The organism is Mycobacterium stomatepiae (genome assembly GCF_010731715.1).
In the GTDB taxonomy this organism is placed as follows: domain Bacteria; phylum Actinomycetota; class Actinomycetes; order Mycobacteriales; family Mycobacteriaceae; genus Mycobacterium; species Mycobacterium stomatepiae.
In genome coordinates this window covers 3978136-3993519 of the sequence record NZ_AP022587.1, presented here as the reverse complement: position 1 = coordinate 3993519, position 15384 = coordinate 3978136, and the positions used below count along the sequence as shown (strand labels likewise).

Sequence of the window (15384 nt, the reverse complement as noted above, 5' to 3'; positions counted from 1 at the left end):
GCGTCACTCATGCATGGTATCGGGACACGGCGAGGCTGCGTCACCGTGAGAATTCTGTGAATCGCATCCATGCTGGTCAACCCCGATCCGAGGCGCAGCAGCCGGCTTTTCGGAGGCCCGCCCCGCGACGGGCGCGGTTAGGGTGAATGGCCACTACAGTGATATGGTCCATCGGTTGTTTTCCCCGGGCGAGTGGCGGAATGGCAGACGCGCTGGCTTCAGGTGCCAGTGTCCTTCGGGACGTGGGGGTTCAAGTCCCCCTTCGCCCACCACAGCAGTGCCCCGGCTCAGAGCCGGGGTTTACCTGTTGGTGCCCGCCAATAATCCTGGGCCGACTTGATACTGGTTGTTGATGCGGCGCAGATCGACTCCGCCGATTGGCCGACGATGTCGCGGGAACGGGTGGATGTCCGACACGACGACACGGACCTTCACTACGACGCAGCGTGCTGCGCCCCGGTTGATTCGTCCGACACCTGCGCTGGACTGAAGGCAAAGCCGAGGTATCCAAGGCGCCGCTCTTTGCCGCATCGCCGTTGGTAGCCGGTCCCCGCCTAGGTAGACGAGCATCCGGCTGGGTTTGCCGAGAATGTTTGCGCCCGTGTAATACAAGTTGGCCTGCCCGAGCAGCGACGCCGCAACTTCTTTTGTTGAGGCCCACCCACTGCGGCTCGGCCGCTGCCTGCGCTTCGGTCGCACCGTGGCCACACTTGCGCATGTCAGCCAGGAGTTCGGCGACGAAAATCCACGCCATGTTCTACCCCAAGTGGGTGCGTAAAGAACGCCGCCGGGGTCAACGGTCCGGTGATCATAAAGAAATTCGGGAAGCCGTGGTTGGCTATGCCCAGGAACGCGCGGACACCCTCAGCGCAGGCGTCAGCCAGCCGAATACCCTGTCTTCCAACAAGATTCAATGCCAGAATCGGACCGGTGAACGCATCGAAGCCGATCGCCGGAATGAACGTATCCTGACAAATGGACCAGCTCAACTGTGCTCACCTGGAATTATGCCGGGCAATCTGGAGCAAGCTCGCTGACGTCTAGCAGCAGTGGTTAACTGCAAGCGTGCCCAGAAAACCAGAGCTGGCGCGACGGTTCTACGACCGATTCGAGCCGGTGCACGCGGTGACATATTTCGCGCCGGAGGCGCGGGCGGCGCTCGACGAGCTGGCATACCGGGGGTACTGGATGGGCTACTTCGCAGCCCGGTCCGCCCCGCTGGGCACGCCGTCGCCCGAGCTGGTGACCGCGATCTTCCACAACTTCGCCCCCCAACGCGTCGCCAAGGCATTGCCGGCGGCATGGCAGATCGCGGGTCCGGACGCCGCGTTGCGCGCACGGCGGGACGCAGCGGTGGCCGCGCTGCGCCGCTACGGGTTGGAAGACGACGAAAACGCCAGCACTGCAGCGGAATTGGCGGGAAAGGCGGCGCGTCAGGCTGGCGTCGACGGGCGACCGTTGTTCGCCGCCAACCTCGCACTGCCGTGGCCGGACAATCCGCTCGGCGCGCTTTGGCATGCCACCACGCTGCTACGCGAGCACCGCGGCGACGGCCACGTGGCGGTATTGACCGCCGCGGGCATCTCGGGCCGGGAATGCAATGTGTTGCACGCCGCGGCGGACCGCGTCCCGCGCGACTACATCGCCCGCACCCGCGACTACGACGAAACCGAGTGGCGCCACCACGAGCAGCGGCTGGCCGAGCGAGGACTGCTCAACGACGACGGCTCGCTCACCGCCGCCGGCGCCGAACTGAAGGACCGCGTCGAAGCGAGCACCGACGCGCTGGGGCTGTCAGCGCTCGACGCCCTGAGCGACGATGAGGTAGAGACGCTGTTCCAAGCGCTCACACCGATCACCCGGGTGGTGGTCGAAGGCGGCGATGTTCCCTCCGCAACCCCAATGGCATTGCGCCGCACAGAATTATACGACGCCAGCGCGCACCTGGGCTGAGGTTCTAGGGATCGCGCGGAAGCAGGCGTTGCTTCTGCTCGACGAATTCCTCTTGGGTGAGGATCCCCGCGTCGCGTAGGGAAGCCAGCTTGCGCAGCTCGGCGGCAATGCTGGTGATCGGCCCGCCCATCGGAATTTGTGGCACCTCTACCGGTTCGGCCGGCGGCGTGTCCTTCGACTTGGGTGCGGCCATCCCGATGCGCTCCTGGAAGCGCGCGCCGCCTCCGCCGGTCGTCCCGGCCATCGCGCGCCCGGCCATGCTTGCCAGTGCCATCTGGCTGAACAGGCTGCCCGCGCTTGAGCCGGTGGCCTCAGCGGCCGCAGCGGCGGTCGCGGCCGGTAGCGCCGTCGTCGCGGCCCGTAACGCGGGCGCAGCGGTCATCCACCCCGGCGGCACCGACAACCGCCCGACGGACGGCGCGTGACCGAAACCGCCGGTCACCGTCGCGGGTGGGTTGGTCAGCACCGGAAATGTTGTCGGTGGCGCCGACGCATTGCCGGGCCAGGGTTGCACCCCTCCCCAGCCGCTCACGATGTCGTCGGTGTGCACACCGGTGTAATAACCGCCCACGTCGTAGGGAAGAGCGGTGGTCCCGAGCGTGGTGTCGGCAGCCAGGCTCGTGGCGCCCAACTCCGGATCGAGAAAAACCGCGCTCAGGTCGGCGAGCAGGCCTAGCAGGTCTCGCCCCCCAAACCCGAACGCGTCCTGCGGGCTCGCCAGGTTGATCAGCGCGTTGGGAACCGCCGAGAAGGCCTGTTGAGCCGACGAGACGGCATCCTGTGCATCGCCCGCGGTGGTGCCGGTGGCTTGGGCGACCGCGGCGGCTTGGTCCGCCGTGCCGTCCGTGCTGGTGTTCGGTGAGGGCGAGTCGAACGGGGTCAGTGCGGTGGCCGCCGCCGACTGGGTGGCGTAACTCTGCATCGCGCCGGTGTCCTGGGCCCACATCTCGCCGTATTGCCCTTCGACAGCGGCAATAGCCGAGGTGTTCTGCCCGAGAAAGTTCGTGGCGACCAGCGTGGACAGCACGGCGCGGTTGGCCGCGACCACCGGGGGCGGCACCGTCTCCGCGAAGGCGGCTTCGTAGGCGGCCGCCGCCGCGATGGCGCGATTGCCCGTCTCCTCAGCTTGGTCGGCGGCCGTCCTCATCCAGCTCACGTAGGGGGCGGCGGCCGCGGCCATCATCGCCGCCGCCGGGCCCAGCCAAGGTCCGGAGGTTAGCTCGGTGATTGCTGCCTGATACGCGCTTGCCGTCGAGTGCAACTCGGCAGCAAGCGTCTGCCACGCGGACGCAGCTGCCAGCATCGGTCCGGAACCAGGCCCGGCGTAGATGCGCGCGGAGTTGACCTCCGGCGGCAGAAGTGCGTAGTCCACGTTTCCCTCCCCGATCGAACAGGCCCAGCGCCGGTGGCTTCGGTGAACGGCAAACCAACACGATGCCATCGTCGGGGCTGACCGCCTGCGTCAACCATTTTGCTCACGGAGACCTGTGAATTAGCTGGGAGGCTACACGGCTCCCGCATGCGGCCCCGATGCCGCGTACTGAGATACCCGTTTTGCCCAGCTATCCTGCAAGAACACGGTAAGTCATGTGCGTAGGCGATATCCGGTGAATCCGCAAGCTGGCGGCCCCGAGCGGGGTTTAGCTGCCCGATGAGGCCGGCCGATGTGTGCCATTCGTCGCAGTAAAGCCGCGGGCAAGGTCGTAGCCGCCTGCCCCGTGCCTCAGCTGCTTGGCTGGCTATGTGCCCAAACCTTGACCTCGTCGGTGACCGGGTCGGTGAACTCGTCGAATTCGGGATGCTTCTTGAGCACCGTTTGGACCATCGAGCAGACCGGCACGATCCGTTTGCCGGAGTCTCGTGCTTTGTTCAGTGCCTCTTCGAGGAGGATGGTTGCCAGGCCGCGTCCGCCGAATTCGGGATCGACGACGGTGTGGTAGAAAACCCGCTGCTCGCCGCGGTCGGCGTAGTCGGCTTGTCCGACCGTCTTGCCCTCGACGGTGATGGTGTAGGTCTGATGGCCCTCGGCGACAGTGGTTTGTGCCCCGGTCTTGTCGGTTGTCATGTGTTTTCCTTTTCATTCGGTCCGCGCGGTGTTGGTCGTGGCCGCAGCCTGGCGGTCGGCAGCGGCGGGGCCGGCAGTCGTGTGACTGAGCCTCGATAACCCTCGACGACGCCGAAGCGCGGGTCGGCTTCCTCCCATAACTGGCGATAGCCGACGATCTTGTCGTGGGTGCGCCCGACGAAGTTCCACCACATCAGCAGCTCTTCGGAGAATGGGGCACCTCCCAACAGCACTACCCGCGCCGGCCGATCTCCAACATTGCATAGGCGGACGGAGGCGTTGCCCGCGCCCTGATAACCAAGGTCGCCAACCGCCAGGTCTGTTCCGTTCATCGTCACCGTGCCCACATCGCAGAGCACACCGTGCTCGAACGTCGGGTCGACGTCGAGGTGCAGCTGCGCGTTCGCGTCGAGATCGATCTGGGCGCCGAGCAGCGGAGTGAATGTGTGCACCGGGGAACGGCTGCCGGCCAGCTCGCCCAAAAAGACCCGCGCCACCGCCCCGGTCAGCGAGATGGGATCGGGCACATGGTGGGCGAAGCCGCGTCCGCCATCGCGGTCGGAATCGGGCAGCGCGACCCAGAGCTGCACTCCGTGCAGAGCGGCGTCCGACCCGACCGAAACCTCGGAATGAGAAATGCCGGCCCCTGCCGTCATCAGATTCAACTCGCCGGGCCGCACCATGGAGTGCACTCCTGCGCTGTCGCGGTGTTCCACTTCTCCACTGAACAGCGAGCTGACTGTCTGTAGTCCCGTGTGCGGATGAGGGGGAACATCCATCCGCGCCCGAACGGGACCGTAGTGGTCGATAAAGCACCACGCTCCGATCAGCGAGCGCTGTCGTTGCGGCAAGGTACGTTGCACCCGGATAGCCCGCGGTCCGCCCAGTGGTACCTCTCGCGGCTGGAGCACCTCGACCCCCGCAACTCGCGAAGCGCTGCAGGCGACTTCGGTCGGCGTGGTCTCGAGATTGCTCACCGTGAACCCTTCGTTGCGGGCGTGATACCGCGACCGTACCCGGGGCTGACGGCCTATCGTCCCGGCGGCCGCAGTAGCTGCATAGCCACCCGCATGATCGGTTCCGGGATCTGATCCTTGACCGACAACGCGGCGTTGGCGGCCCGCGATCGCAGCGGGGTGCCCCGGCCGAAAATGCGGTTCAGCGGTCCGCCGGACGGCTCGAGCACGACGTGCAGCGGCGGAGTTCCTACCGCGGCGCCCAGTGCATTCGAGATGACCATCCGCTGGATCTCGCTGGTGCCCTCAAAGATGGTGTACAGCTTGGCATCTCGATACCACTTCTCGACGGGGTGGTCGGTGATGTACCCCCAGCCACCCAGGGTCTGGATCGCGCGTTCGGTGGCCTTGATAGCGACCTCGCTGGCGGCGAGTTTGGCCATCGAGCCCTCGCCTCGCTCGAACGGAACGTCGTTGGCGGCCATCCAGGACGCTCGCCAGGTCAACAGCCTGGCGGCATCGATCTGGGTGGCGAGGTCGGCCAGCGGGAACGCGATGCCCTGGTTGTCGATGATCGGCGCGCCGAACGCCTCACGTTCGGTGGCGTATGTGGTCGCGTACTCCACCGCGGCCCGCGCGATGCCGATCGCCTGGGCGGCGACCATCGGGCGGGTCTGTTCGAAGGTACCCAGCGTCGCAGAGCCCGAGCGCTGGCCACCCGCGACCACTTCCCGGGCCTTGGCGAGCTTGTGTTCGAGTTTGTCTTCTCCTCCAAGCAAATTGGCACCCGGAATCCGCACGCTGTCCAACCGCAATTCCGCGGTGTGCGAGGCGCGGCAGCCCAGCTTGTCCAGCTTGCGCACCAGTTCCAGTCCCGGGGTGCCGCCCGGCACCACGAATAGGGCCTGGCCGCGGTGGCCAAGCTCCTCATCGACCACGGCGTTGACCACGTGCACGTTGGCGATGCCGCCGTTGCCGATCCACATCTTGTGGCCGTCGAGCACCCAGTCCTCACCGTCGCGCCGCGCCCGCGTCCGAAGATTGCGTACGTCGCTGCCGCCCTCGGGTTCGGAAATCGCCAGCGCGGCGAGCTTGAGATCACCTGGGGTACCGAAACATTCGGGTGCCCACTGCAGCATCTGCTCGGGGGAGGCGGCTTGACCGATTGCCGAAAGCGCCAGCGCCGGCATCACGATCGCCAAACCGATTCCGGCGCAGCCCCAGAACAGCTCCTCCATGAACATCGGCAGTGACAGACCGGTGGGATCGCCGATCAGATCGCGGTAAAACAGCGGGCTGTAGAAACCGCGCTGGGCCGCTTCCTCGAGCACCGGCCAGGGAAACTCCTGCCGCTGGTCGTACTCCAGCGCGACCGGTCGGACGACGGACTCGGCGAATTCGTGGGCGCGCCGGGCAAGGTCGTGCTGCGCCGCCGTGGGTGTCAGGTCGAACGTCATGGAGATACCTCGGGGTCGACGGTCGGATGTTCCGTCGCGGTCGACTACCCCGTTGTTTGGGTGAACAAACGTTCACGGTGCGCGGCGCAAGCGGGTCAGGCGGCGGAACGCGGACCCACCTGCGCGATCGGCAGGTGCACCACCACGGCGGGCATCGGGATGGTCTCGTGCTCGCTGCGGGCCAGCAGCGCCGCGTTCTCGGGCAGCTGGCGGGAGTTGATCTCGCCGGCGGCGATGCGTCGCAGGACGTCGTGGGCGCGGGCCAATTGGTCGCGCTTGCGGTATTGGCCGCCGGGAAGTTTGACGCCGGCCCACACGCCGTACTCCTCCCGATGCGCGATGGCGTACTGAGCGCATCTGCGCTGCTGCGCCAGCGGGCAGCGGCGCAGGCATTGGCGCCGCGCCTCGGTGGCCGACCGCTCATAGGCGCGGGCCTTGGCCGCGCCGTCACCGCTGTCGTCATCGGGGTAGCCGAACCACAGTTCCGGGTCGGTTGCGCAGGGGTGGCCCATGTCAGTCTCCTTGCCCGGGAATGAAACATAGACAAAAGCGTATATATAATCCCCGTGCCAGCGCAAGAGAAACGCGACCGAAACGTATATTTATAGCGATAAGGGTCCGGCTGTGTAGTATCCGGCCTATGGCCGGAGCCAGCGGGTGAGCCGTGAATCGGCGGGTGCGGCCATCCGTGCATTGCGTGAGTCGCGTGATTGGTCCCTGGCGGAGCTTGCCGCCGCGACCGGCGTCAGCATCATGGGATTGAGCTACCTGGAACGCGGCGCCCGAAAGGCTCACAAAAGCACTGTTCAGAAGGTGGAGAACGGCTTAGGCCTGCCGCCGGGCACGTACTCGCGGTTATTGGTGGCCGCCGATCCGGATGCCGAACTGGCCCGATTGATCGCCGCGCAGCCCCTCGAGGCGATGTCCCCGCCGCGCGCCGGGGCGGTGGTCGTCGACCGTCATAGCGACACCGAAGTGCTGGAAGGCTATGCCGAGGCCCAGCTCGATGCGCTCAAATCCGTGATCGATCGACTGCCGGCGACGACATCAAACGAATATGAGACGTATATTCTCTCTGTGATCGCGCAGTGCGTGAAGGCCGAGATGCTCGCCGCCAGCTCATGGCGGGTGGCCGTGAGCGCCGGTGCGGATTCGACCGACCGGCTGATGGAACATCTCCAGGCCCTCGAGGAGACGCGCAGCGCCCTGCTGAAGCGGATGCCGACCAGTTTGAGCGCGCGGTTCGACCGGGCGTGTGCGCAGTCGTCGCTGCCGGACGCGATCATCGCGGCGCTGCTGGGGGTGAGCAGTGACGAGATGTGGGACATCCGCAATCGCGGGGTGATTGCGGCCGGGGTCCTTCCCCGGGTGCGCGCGTTCACCGACGCGGTGGAGGCGGAGAGTCGAGACGGCACCGATCTCGGCGGCGAGGAGGACCGATGACCGAAAGCGACATCGAGGCGTTGAGCCGCGCTCATCAGCTGTTCGCCGGGAGCACCCGGCAGCTGCCGCTGGATGCATACGTGATGGCGCCATTGAATAGCGTTGTGGGCCAAGAGAGTTATCAATCGAAGGTGAACCGGAGCCAGCAGGTGCTGCGCGCGGCGGCCCGCACGGATGCCGCGGCGACGGAGATCATCGCCGGGGCTCACCGCGACCGGGCGCAGGCTCGTCAGCTGACCAAGAACGTCCTCGACGAGGCCCGTGCCGATGCGGCCGCCACCCCGATCACCCCGATGGCCCAACGCGAGGCCATGCGCCGTCGGGCCGCGAGGCTGTGCGCCCAGCGGGCACACGTATTGACCGCCCGGTTGCGCGCCCGACGGCATTCGGCGGCGCTGCGGGCGCTGCGCTACCGAATGCTGCACCACCGTGGACTGCGGTTGCCGTCCCGGAGCAGTCGTGCCGGAATTGCGGTGCGCGCGGCGCTGTCCCGACTGGGCCGCCCCTACGTATGGGGTGCGACCGGCCCCGATCAGTTCGACTGTTCCGGACTCGTCCAGTGGTCCTATGCGCAGGCCGGCATTCACCTGGACCGCACCACCTATCAGCAGATCAACGACGGAATTCCCGTGCCCCGTTCGCAAGTCAGGCCCGGCGATCTGGTCTTCCCGCACACGGGACACGTGCAGATGGCGATCGGCAACAACCTCGTCGTCGAAGCACCGTATTCGGGTGCCTCGGTGCGCATCAGCCGGCTGGGCAACTACGTCGCGATTCGGCGGCCGTTATGAGATTGGGTTGAACAGATGTCGGAACAGACCGGCCCTTCGGTACCCGCTATCCAGGCGCGTCAGTCGGAAATGGCGACGCGGCACGACTCGGTCGCCGAGGCAGATCGTGCGCTGATGGAAGTGCTTGCCAGCGCGCACGCCGCGACGCGGGAGAGCATCAGGCGTCTGGATGCGATCGCCGACGAGATCGACCGTGCTGTCCCCCAGCACCGGAGCCTGGCCCTCGATACACCCATGGGGGCGCGGGAGTTTCAGAAGTTTCTGGTCGCCAAGCAGCGCGAGATCACAGCTGTGGTGGCCGACGCGCGCGAGCTCGACCGAGCGAAAACGGCTGTGCTGCAAAGCGTGCGGGGAGAATACGGCATATCGACGGGCTAGTGAGCCTGCATCCACAGCCGCCCTGTGGTGAATTGTCGGCAGCGCGGGGCCTCAGTACTGTCACCCGGCATGGAGGGGTCGCGACACCGCCCGTGTTGGGGCGCAGCGCCGTTTGGCTAGCCGATGTCGACGTATGACGAGCTGTTGGCCACGGTCAAAGTCGTGCGCGACCGCACCGGCGATCCGAACGCATGGCAGACCGGGCTGACGCCGACGGAGCTGGCCGCCATGATCACCCCCACGACCCGTCCGGAGCAACTCGACATGATTCTGGCGAAGATCCGCCGGCAGCATCCGGGCGTGTTCGGCTCCGGTGTGGAATCGTCTGCTCCAGCGCCGCAGCAGTCCGAGGGAACCACCGCAGAAGCCATCGCCGGCGCCGAAGCAGCTCTAGCACATCAGAATTCGGCAAGTTCTCAGCTGGACCTGCAGGTCATTTCGGCCATCATGAACGCCCACCTGAAGACCGTCGAAGGCGCCGAAGCGCTGAGCGCCTTACAGCGCGAGACCGAGGCTGCGGTGCAAACCCGATCGGACTTGGACACCCCGGCGGGCGCGCGCGACTTTCAGCGATTCCTGATCGGCAAGTTGCGAGACATTCGCACGGTGGTCATGACCGCCAACCTGGACGACACGTCGAAGTCGGCACTGATGGCCGCATGGACGTCGCTGTACGACGCATCGAAGAGCCCAACGAATGTCGCCGGCGAGACCCGGCCGGCTGCGGTTGCCGCATCCGAGCCGACGGCGGAACCTGCCGATTCCGGAGGCGATCCGCTACTGGACTCGCTGCTGGCGGACGATCCTGGCCTGCTGGCCGAGGATTCGGGCCCGATCGGGACCGCGCCGGCTCCCGCGATGCCGTCGGCGCTGCCGGGCATTCCCAACCTTGGTCTGGGACCGACACCCGGGCCGGGTTCGATGGGCGGTTGGGGTCTGCCCGCGGCGCTGCCCGGGCGCCAAGAGGGCAGTGAAACCGATCCGGCGTCGGCGGGCCTGGACGGCGAAGAACCCGAGCCGGATCCGGCCGACGACGATGACGAACACCAAGACGACGACCACGGTGAGGATGTGCCAACGGCCGAATCACCTCCGGGGGGCCGACGATGGTGACCCTGCCCGACGGTGACACGGTGACGGCGGCAAGCCCGCAGCTGGCGGCGGCCATCGAGGCCGCGGTGGGCGGCGCGCCGATCCCGGATGCGTTCCATCAGCAGGGGATCACCATTCCCGCGCCGGGAACCGCGGTGGCCAATCCGATTGATCCGATGCAAGTCGCGCCGGGTGACATCGGAATCTTTACCGATCGTCATGCCCTGGCCCTCGGCCACACCAAGGCTCTTCTCGATGGCCAGATTCAGCACATCGCCACCGTAAGCGGCCCGAGCTTTCTAGGCTGGGAGCATCCGCCGGCCGCGGCGACCGCGACCGCGCCAGCCAGGACCGACGCACCGACACCGACCCGGCCGGCGGCTACGCCGACCACTGGACAATAGTGAATCCGCCGGCCAGGCCGGCGGCGCAGGAACAGGAGAAAACGGATGGCAGACCGAATCCATGTGGTGCCCGCGCACTTACGTGAAGCTGCTGCGCATCATCGGGAGACCTCCGACTACTTGCGCACCATTCCTTCGTCGCACGCCGCCATCCAGGAGAGCTTGGACTCGCTGGGGCCCATCTTCGGTGAACTCCGCGACGCCGGACGCGAACTGCTCGAACTCAGGCGCCAGTGCTACGAGCAGCAAGCGGACGACCACGCCGACATGGCGCACAACCTGACCGTGTCGGCCACGACGTGGGATCAGCATGAACAAGATGCGGCCGGCGAACTCGGCCGCGTGGTCGATGACAGACGCTAATCCCGCGTTCGACACCGTTCACCCGAGTGGGCAGATCCTGGTCCGCTCGTGCCGCGGCGGGTACATGCACAGCGTTGCGCTAAGCGAAGAGGCGATGGACACCGATGCCGCGACGCTGGCCCAGGGCATCCTGTTGACCGCGGACGTGTCGTGGCTCAAAGCGTTGCTGGAAGTTCGCCAGGAGATCGTGGCGGCCGGACACACTCCGTCGGCGGAGGTCCCGACGCCGAACGACCTCGATGTGGCGATTGAGAAACTGCTGGCGCACAAGCTGCGCCGCCGCGACGGCGTGGACTAGCCGAGCGCCTAGATCAGCCAAGTTTTGGCGGCGTCGGGATCCGGCGCGATATCGGTGGGAGGCTCGATGGGATTGGCGCCAAACAACTCTCGTGCGCGGCCGAGGAGGGCGCGGACCTCGTCGAGTTGCTGCTGCAGCGCAGAATCAGCCATGGCCTTACGCTACCGAGCCACCCACACCCGCACAATTCACCTTTGGTAAAGGGCGCGGGGAAGATGTCGGTAGTCTGACCCGGTGGCGATCTTCGGTCGAAAGACGGCGCGCCAGCGCCTCCGGAGAGCTACCCGGGAATCATTGGCGATGCCGGCCTTCAGCTCTCCTGTCGATTGCACCCCGTGGGTGATCGGCGGCCTTTGGCCTGCCGAACTTTCGACGGTGACAGACGAAACCGCCACGTTCGCAGAGTATCTCGAGAAAGACCTGCAGCGAATCACCATCAATGCCAACAAGCAGCTGGGGATGGTCAAGCGAGCGGGACTCACCGACGCGGGCCGACGCGCGGCGGAGGCCCGCGTCATCGACGAAGCCCGTGCCCGCGCCGTGCGGCGCGTCGAATCGACGGTTCGCCAGCTGGAGTTAATGAAGGCGCAGGCGCGCGCACGCCGCCACACCGCGCAGGCCGCGCGGCGTTTCAGCACGGCCGACCTGGAAAAGACGCAAGTCATCCCTGCGGTCCCGGCGGCCGAACCCGACGCCGTCGAGCCGGCGATCGACGAAACCCAAGTCATCCCGGTGGTCCCGGCGGTAGAGCCAGTCGCCAGTGACCGGACCCTCGATCAGACCCAAGTGATGCCGGTCGTCCCTGTAGAACCCGTCGCCGACGAGCCGGAATCGGAAATTACCGCGGACGACAACCGCCATTCCTCCGGAGGCCGGCACCGTGCACCGTCCGAGGAGCTCACCGTCGACGTCGCGGTTCCGACGCCGCGGGAAGTTCCGGAGGTTCCGGTCGCGGCGGCCGCCGAACCCGACACCGCACAATTGCCGACGTTGCTCCCTCCGGAGCAACCCACCGTGAGGGCCGCGGAACCTGTTGTCGACGTGGGTCCCGAGCCTGAATCCGAGCCTGAGGGTGTCAGCGAGCCCGAACCGGAACTTGTGGAAGCGCCTGAGGCGCCTGTCGATGCCGAATCCGATTCCGAGCGATTGCATAGGCTCTTAGCGTTCGTGGTCCGCCAAGAACCCGGGCTGAACTGGGCAATCGGCGACCTCCCGGACGGCACGACGTTGTTGGTCACCGATCTTGCCCACGGCTGGATTCCGTCCGGAATCACCCTTCCGGTGGGCGTGCGATTGTTGGCGCCCGGACGTCGGACGGGCAAGGCCTCAGCACTGCTCGGTGAGGCGACCCGGACCGCCATCTACACCCCCGGCGACCGGATCGGCCGGGCGACCGATTTCGCCGCGACGGAATCTTCGGTTCGCGCCCGCGAACTGCCGGCGGTCGAAGATCTCGGATGGGAGCTCGGTCGAGTCACGCACTGGCGCGAGGGACTTCCGCGGCTGGTGCACACCCTGGCGAAAGCCGCCACGGCGGGAACGGGTGTGGTGGAAGAGGAAGCCGACCTGCTGCGAGTGCACCTCGACACCGCCCGCTATCAGCTGTTCAGCCAGTATCCCGATATCGTTCCCGCGCTGTTGCTCAACTGCCTGTTGCTGGCCGCTACCGAAAGCAGCGTCGCCGGCGACATGACGTCGGCGAACTATCACCTGGCTTGGTTCCAGAAACTCGATGAGCCGCCGGCCAGCCAGTGGACCGCCGACGCCTGAGGGCTACTTGCCCGCTATAGCGCGGGTTTTCGCACGAGAACAGGTAGTCGACTACGCGCCAGATGCGCTTCGTTTTGGCGAGATATGAACTGGGCGTTGAGGTTACATTAAACCGCACGGGTCCCTATTCGCCGCAGCCGGATATGTGATCGCGCTCCGGACTACCGCTCCGCGTGTTATTCGGCTGTTCAGGCTGGCGAGCGCGTCGCCTTTGCGGAACTGCTTTCCCGACCCCGGCGTAATGCTCTCTTGAGCGGAAGGCGTCCGTTCTGGCTGCTGACGTACGCGGCGTGCACCGCGATTTCCGCACGATCCGACATCCGACCAGGGGTTCAGCGAAGCGCAGTTTGCCGCCCACTCATCGCTGGGGCGCGTCATCGCCGAGGAACCGGTCGGGTGCCTGCGAATTCTCAAGCCGGTGACCAACCCGAATGATCGACGTCCCGGGGGAGGTGATGAGTTGGCCCCACTCCCCCGATCCCGCCGGCAGTCAAACTATGAATTGACGCTGGTTGGAGCGGTCGATGATACTGACATGGTGGCGGGGTCGGGCGGCCGCAACGAGCAGAGCGACCTGAAAGATCGAGATCTCGTCGAAGCGGTTCTACGTGAACTGAGCGAGGCAGCCGACAGGTGGGAAGCCCTTGTCGCACAAGCCGAGACGATCACGTACAGCGTGGACTTGGGGGATATTCGCGTCGTGACGAATTCCGACGGCAGATTGGTCGAGCTGTCTCTGCATCCGGGTGTGATGACCGGCTACGGCCATGCGGAGCTGGCCGACAGGTTGAACCTCGCGATCGCAGCACTTCGGGAAGAGGCAGAAGCCGAGAATCGGGCCAGGTACGGCGGCGGACTGCACTGACATCGGTGTCGATGTAGCACCCCGACCGCCCAAAGGAGAATGACCGTGCCACTCAATCTGTCCAACCGGGACCAGAATTCGGGGCACCTGTTCTACAACCGGAGGCTGCGCGCCGCGATCACCCGGTTCTCGGTCCGGATGAAGCACGACGACCGCAAACAGCAAGCGGCTGTGGCGCTGTCGATCGTGCTCGTTCTCATCGGCGTCGGTTGGATGGCACTCCTGCATGTCATGAAGCCCTCGGGCTTGGTCGGCCAATCGTCGATTATCGGCGATCGTGACACCGGTGCGATCTACGCGAAGATCAACGGCCGGCTCTACCCCGCGCTCAACTTGACCTCGGCACGGTTGGCGGTCGGCAACGCTGGCGCTCCGACGTGGGTCAGGGCCAGCGAGATCGCGAAGTACCCGACCGGCCCGATCATCGGCATCCCCGGTGCGCCGGACAGCTTGCCGATCACGGCCAGCGCCGAATCGGCGTGGGCGGTCTGCGACGCCGCCGCCGCCCGTGGCAGCGGAACCGCTCCGGTGGTGACCGCGATCGCAGGTCAGCTCTCCCCCATCGGCCGGTCGGAGCCGATGCGGCCCAAGCAGGCCATCCTGGCGACCCACAAGGGCGCAACGTATGTGATCTGGCACGGGCAGCGGTCACGCATCGATCCGGCGGACCGATCGGTGACATTCAGCTTGGGTCTGGACCCCGGTGTGACGTACCCGATCGAAATCTCCAACGCGCTATTCGACGCGATGCCGTCGACGGAACCCATTATACTGCCGGTGATTCCGGGCCGCGGCACGCCATCGCGCTGGCTGCCGGGTTCCATCGTGGGCAGGGTGCTGGAAACCCGCGATGCGAACGGCGCTGTCAACGGCTTCTATGTACTGCTGCCCGACGGCGTACAGAAGATCACCAGCTTCGTCGCCGACCTGTTGCGGACCGCGGATTCGGAGGGTTCGACAACGCCTACCCTGGTCGCGCCCGACAAGCTGATTCAGATCCCGGTGGTCGACGTGCTCGACGTCGACTATTACCCGTCGGAGAAGCTGGAATTCGTTGACACGTCGGCCAACCCGGCGACGTGCGTGGGCTGGGAGAAGCAATCTGGTGACCCGCAGGCCAGGATCACGATCTTCACCGGCCGGGGGTTGCCGGTATCGATCGACATGGATTCTCGGGTGGTACGCCTGGTCCGCGACGACCGAGATCCCAATTCCGCCGAGGCGCAGCAAACGTTGATACTGCCGGGCGCGGCGAACTTCGTGACGACGACCAGCGGCGTCGCAACGGCCGACAGCCGAGAAAGTCTGTATTGGATTTCACCGCAAGGCGTTCGGTACGGAGTTCAATCCGATCACGCCACCTTGCAGGCGCTGGGGCTGGATCCGCGGCTAGCCGTCCAAGCGCCCTGGCCGATCGTGCGCACCTTCGCGCCCGGGCCCGCGATCGGCCGCGACGCCGCCCTGGTGGCGCGCGACGCGGTGTCCGGAGGTGGTGCCGTGGCGCCGATTCCCGATCTCAACAACGAGCTGGCAGGCGGGGGTTAGGTAG

16 protein-coding genes, 1 tRNA gene and 1 pseudogene are annotated in these 15384 nt (G+C 66.3%); 12 read left to right on the top strand and 6 right to left on the bottom strand.

Annotated features, from left to right (window positions below):
* Positions 1–186: 186 nt before the first annotated feature.
* The 3 genes from G6N54_RS18850 to G6N54_RS18840 all read left to right on the top strand — a co-directional run bounded on the left by G6N54_RS18850 (position 187) and on the right by G6N54_RS18840 (position 1953).
* Positions 187–272, top strand: a tRNA-Leu gene (locus tag G6N54_RS18850).
* Positions 273–752: 480 nt separating this feature from the next.
* Positions 753–1037, top strand: a complete 285-nt coding sequence (locus tag G6N54_RS18845) for a hypothetical protein (protein ID WP_163791396.1) — start codon at positions 753–755, stop codon at positions 1035–1037.
* A 28-nt stretch (positions 1038–1065) separates the two neighbouring features.
* Complete coding sequence (locus G6N54_RS18840) at positions 1066–1953, top strand: SCO6745 family protein (protein ID WP_163791395.1); 888 nt, start codon at positions 1066–1068, stop codon at positions 1951–1953.
* 4 nt (positions 1954–1957) lie between these two features.
* On the opposite strand, the gene G6N54_RS18835 is transcribed toward G6N54_RS18840, so the two are convergent.
* The 5 genes from G6N54_RS18835 to G6N54_RS18815 form a co-directional block, all read right to left on the bottom strand.
* Positions 1958–3325: a PPE family protein, SVP subgroup gene (locus G6N54_RS18835; protein ID WP_163791394.1), complete on the bottom strand. Its 1368-nt coding sequence runs from the start codon at positions 3323–3325 to the stop codon at positions 1958–1960.
* A gap of 351 nt (positions 3326–3676) precedes the next feature.
* Positions 3677–4018: a GNAT family N-acetyltransferase gene (locus G6N54_RS18830; protein WP_163791393.1), complete on the bottom strand. Its 342-nt coding sequence runs from the start codon at positions 4016–4018 to the stop codon at positions 3677–3679.
* Positions 4015–4995: a pirin family protein gene (locus G6N54_RS18825; protein ID WP_163791392.1), complete on the bottom strand. Its 981-nt coding sequence runs from the start codon at positions 4993–4995 to the stop codon at positions 4015–4017. The genes G6N54_RS18830 and G6N54_RS18825 overlap by 4 nt, the downstream gene beginning before the upstream one ends.
* 53 nt (positions 4996–5048) lie before the next feature.
* A complete protein-coding gene (locus tag G6N54_RS18820) occupies positions 5049–6431 on the bottom strand; it encodes an acyl-CoA dehydrogenase family protein (protein ID WP_163791391.1) in 1383 nt (460 codons plus the stop codon).
* Positions 6432–6526: 95 nt separating this feature from the next.
* Positions 6527–6943 (bottom strand): WhiB family transcriptional regulator, encoded by a 417-nt coding sequence (locus tag G6N54_RS18815; RefSeq protein ID WP_163791390.1) that lies wholly within the window; start codon positions 6941–6943, stop codon positions 6527–6529.
* Between the two features lie 145 nt (positions 6944–7088).
* On the opposite strand from G6N54_RS18815, the gene G6N54_RS18810 reads away from it, so the two are divergent.
* From G6N54_RS18810 to G6N54_RS18785, 6 genes and pseudogenes are all read left to right on the top strand, one after another.
* Entirely contained in the window at positions 7089–7874 is a 786-nt protein-coding gene (locus G6N54_RS18810) for a helix-turn-helix domain-containing protein (protein ID WP_163791389.1), read from the top strand.
* Complete coding sequence (locus G6N54_RS18805; protein WP_163791388.1) at positions 7871–8665, top strand: C40 family peptidase; 795 nt, start codon at positions 7871–7873, stop codon at positions 8663–8665. Before G6N54_RS18810 ends, G6N54_RS18805 begins: the two co-directional genes overlap by 4 nt.
* 15 nt (positions 8666–8680) lie before the next feature.
* Complete coding sequence (locus tag G6N54_RS18800) at positions 8681–9043, top strand: DUF4226 domain-containing protein (RefSeq protein ID WP_163791387.1); 363 nt, start codon at positions 8681–8683, stop codon at positions 9041–9043.
* A 123-nt stretch (positions 9044–9166) separates the two neighbouring features.
* Positions 9167–10539: pseudogene (locus G6N54_RS18795) on the top strand (DUF4226 domain-containing protein).
* Positions 10540–10584: 45 nt separating this feature from the next.
* Positions 10585–10902 (top strand): ESX-1 secretion-associated protein, encoded by a 318-nt coding sequence (locus G6N54_RS18790; protein WP_163791386.1) that lies wholly within the window; start codon positions 10585–10587, stop codon positions 10900–10902.
* Positions 10889–11200, top strand: a complete 312-nt coding sequence (locus G6N54_RS18785; RefSeq protein ID WP_163791385.1) for a DUF2694 family protein — start codon at positions 10889–10891, stop codon at positions 11198–11200. Before G6N54_RS18790 ends, G6N54_RS18785 begins: the two co-directional genes overlap by 14 nt.
* Before the next feature lie 8 nt (positions 11201–11208).
* Here the strand turns inward: G6N54_RS18785 and G6N54_RS29575 are convergent, their stop codons facing one another.
* Positions 11209–11352: a hypothetical protein gene (locus G6N54_RS29575; protein ID WP_169718264.1), complete on the bottom strand. Its 144-nt coding sequence runs from the start codon at positions 11350–11352 to the stop codon at positions 11209–11211.
* Between the two features lie 223 nt (positions 11353–11575).
* On the opposite strand from G6N54_RS29575, the gene G6N54_RS18780 reads away from it, so the two are divergent.
* The 3 genes from G6N54_RS18780 to eccB all read left to right on the top strand — a co-directional run bounded on the left by G6N54_RS18780 (position 11576) and on the right by eccB (position 15380).
* The gene (locus G6N54_RS18780; protein ID WP_308207247.1) at positions 11576–12970 is read left to right on the top strand and encodes a DUF5631 domain-containing protein; all 1395 of its coding nucleotides are present in this window, start codon (positions 11576–11578) and stop codon (positions 12968–12970) included.
* A 535-nt stretch (positions 12971–13505) separates the two neighbouring features.
* Positions 13506–13835, top strand: coding sequence for a DUF2710 family protein (locus G6N54_RS18775; protein ID WP_163791383.1), 330 nt, complete (start codon positions 13506–13508; stop codon positions 13833–13835).
* 45 nt (positions 13836–13880) lie between these two features.
* Entirely contained in the window at positions 13881–15380 is a 1500-nt protein-coding gene (eccB, locus tag G6N54_RS18770) for a type VII secretion protein EccB (protein ID WP_163791382.1), read from the top strand.
* The last annotated feature ends 4 nt before the right edge of the window (positions 15381–15384 follow it).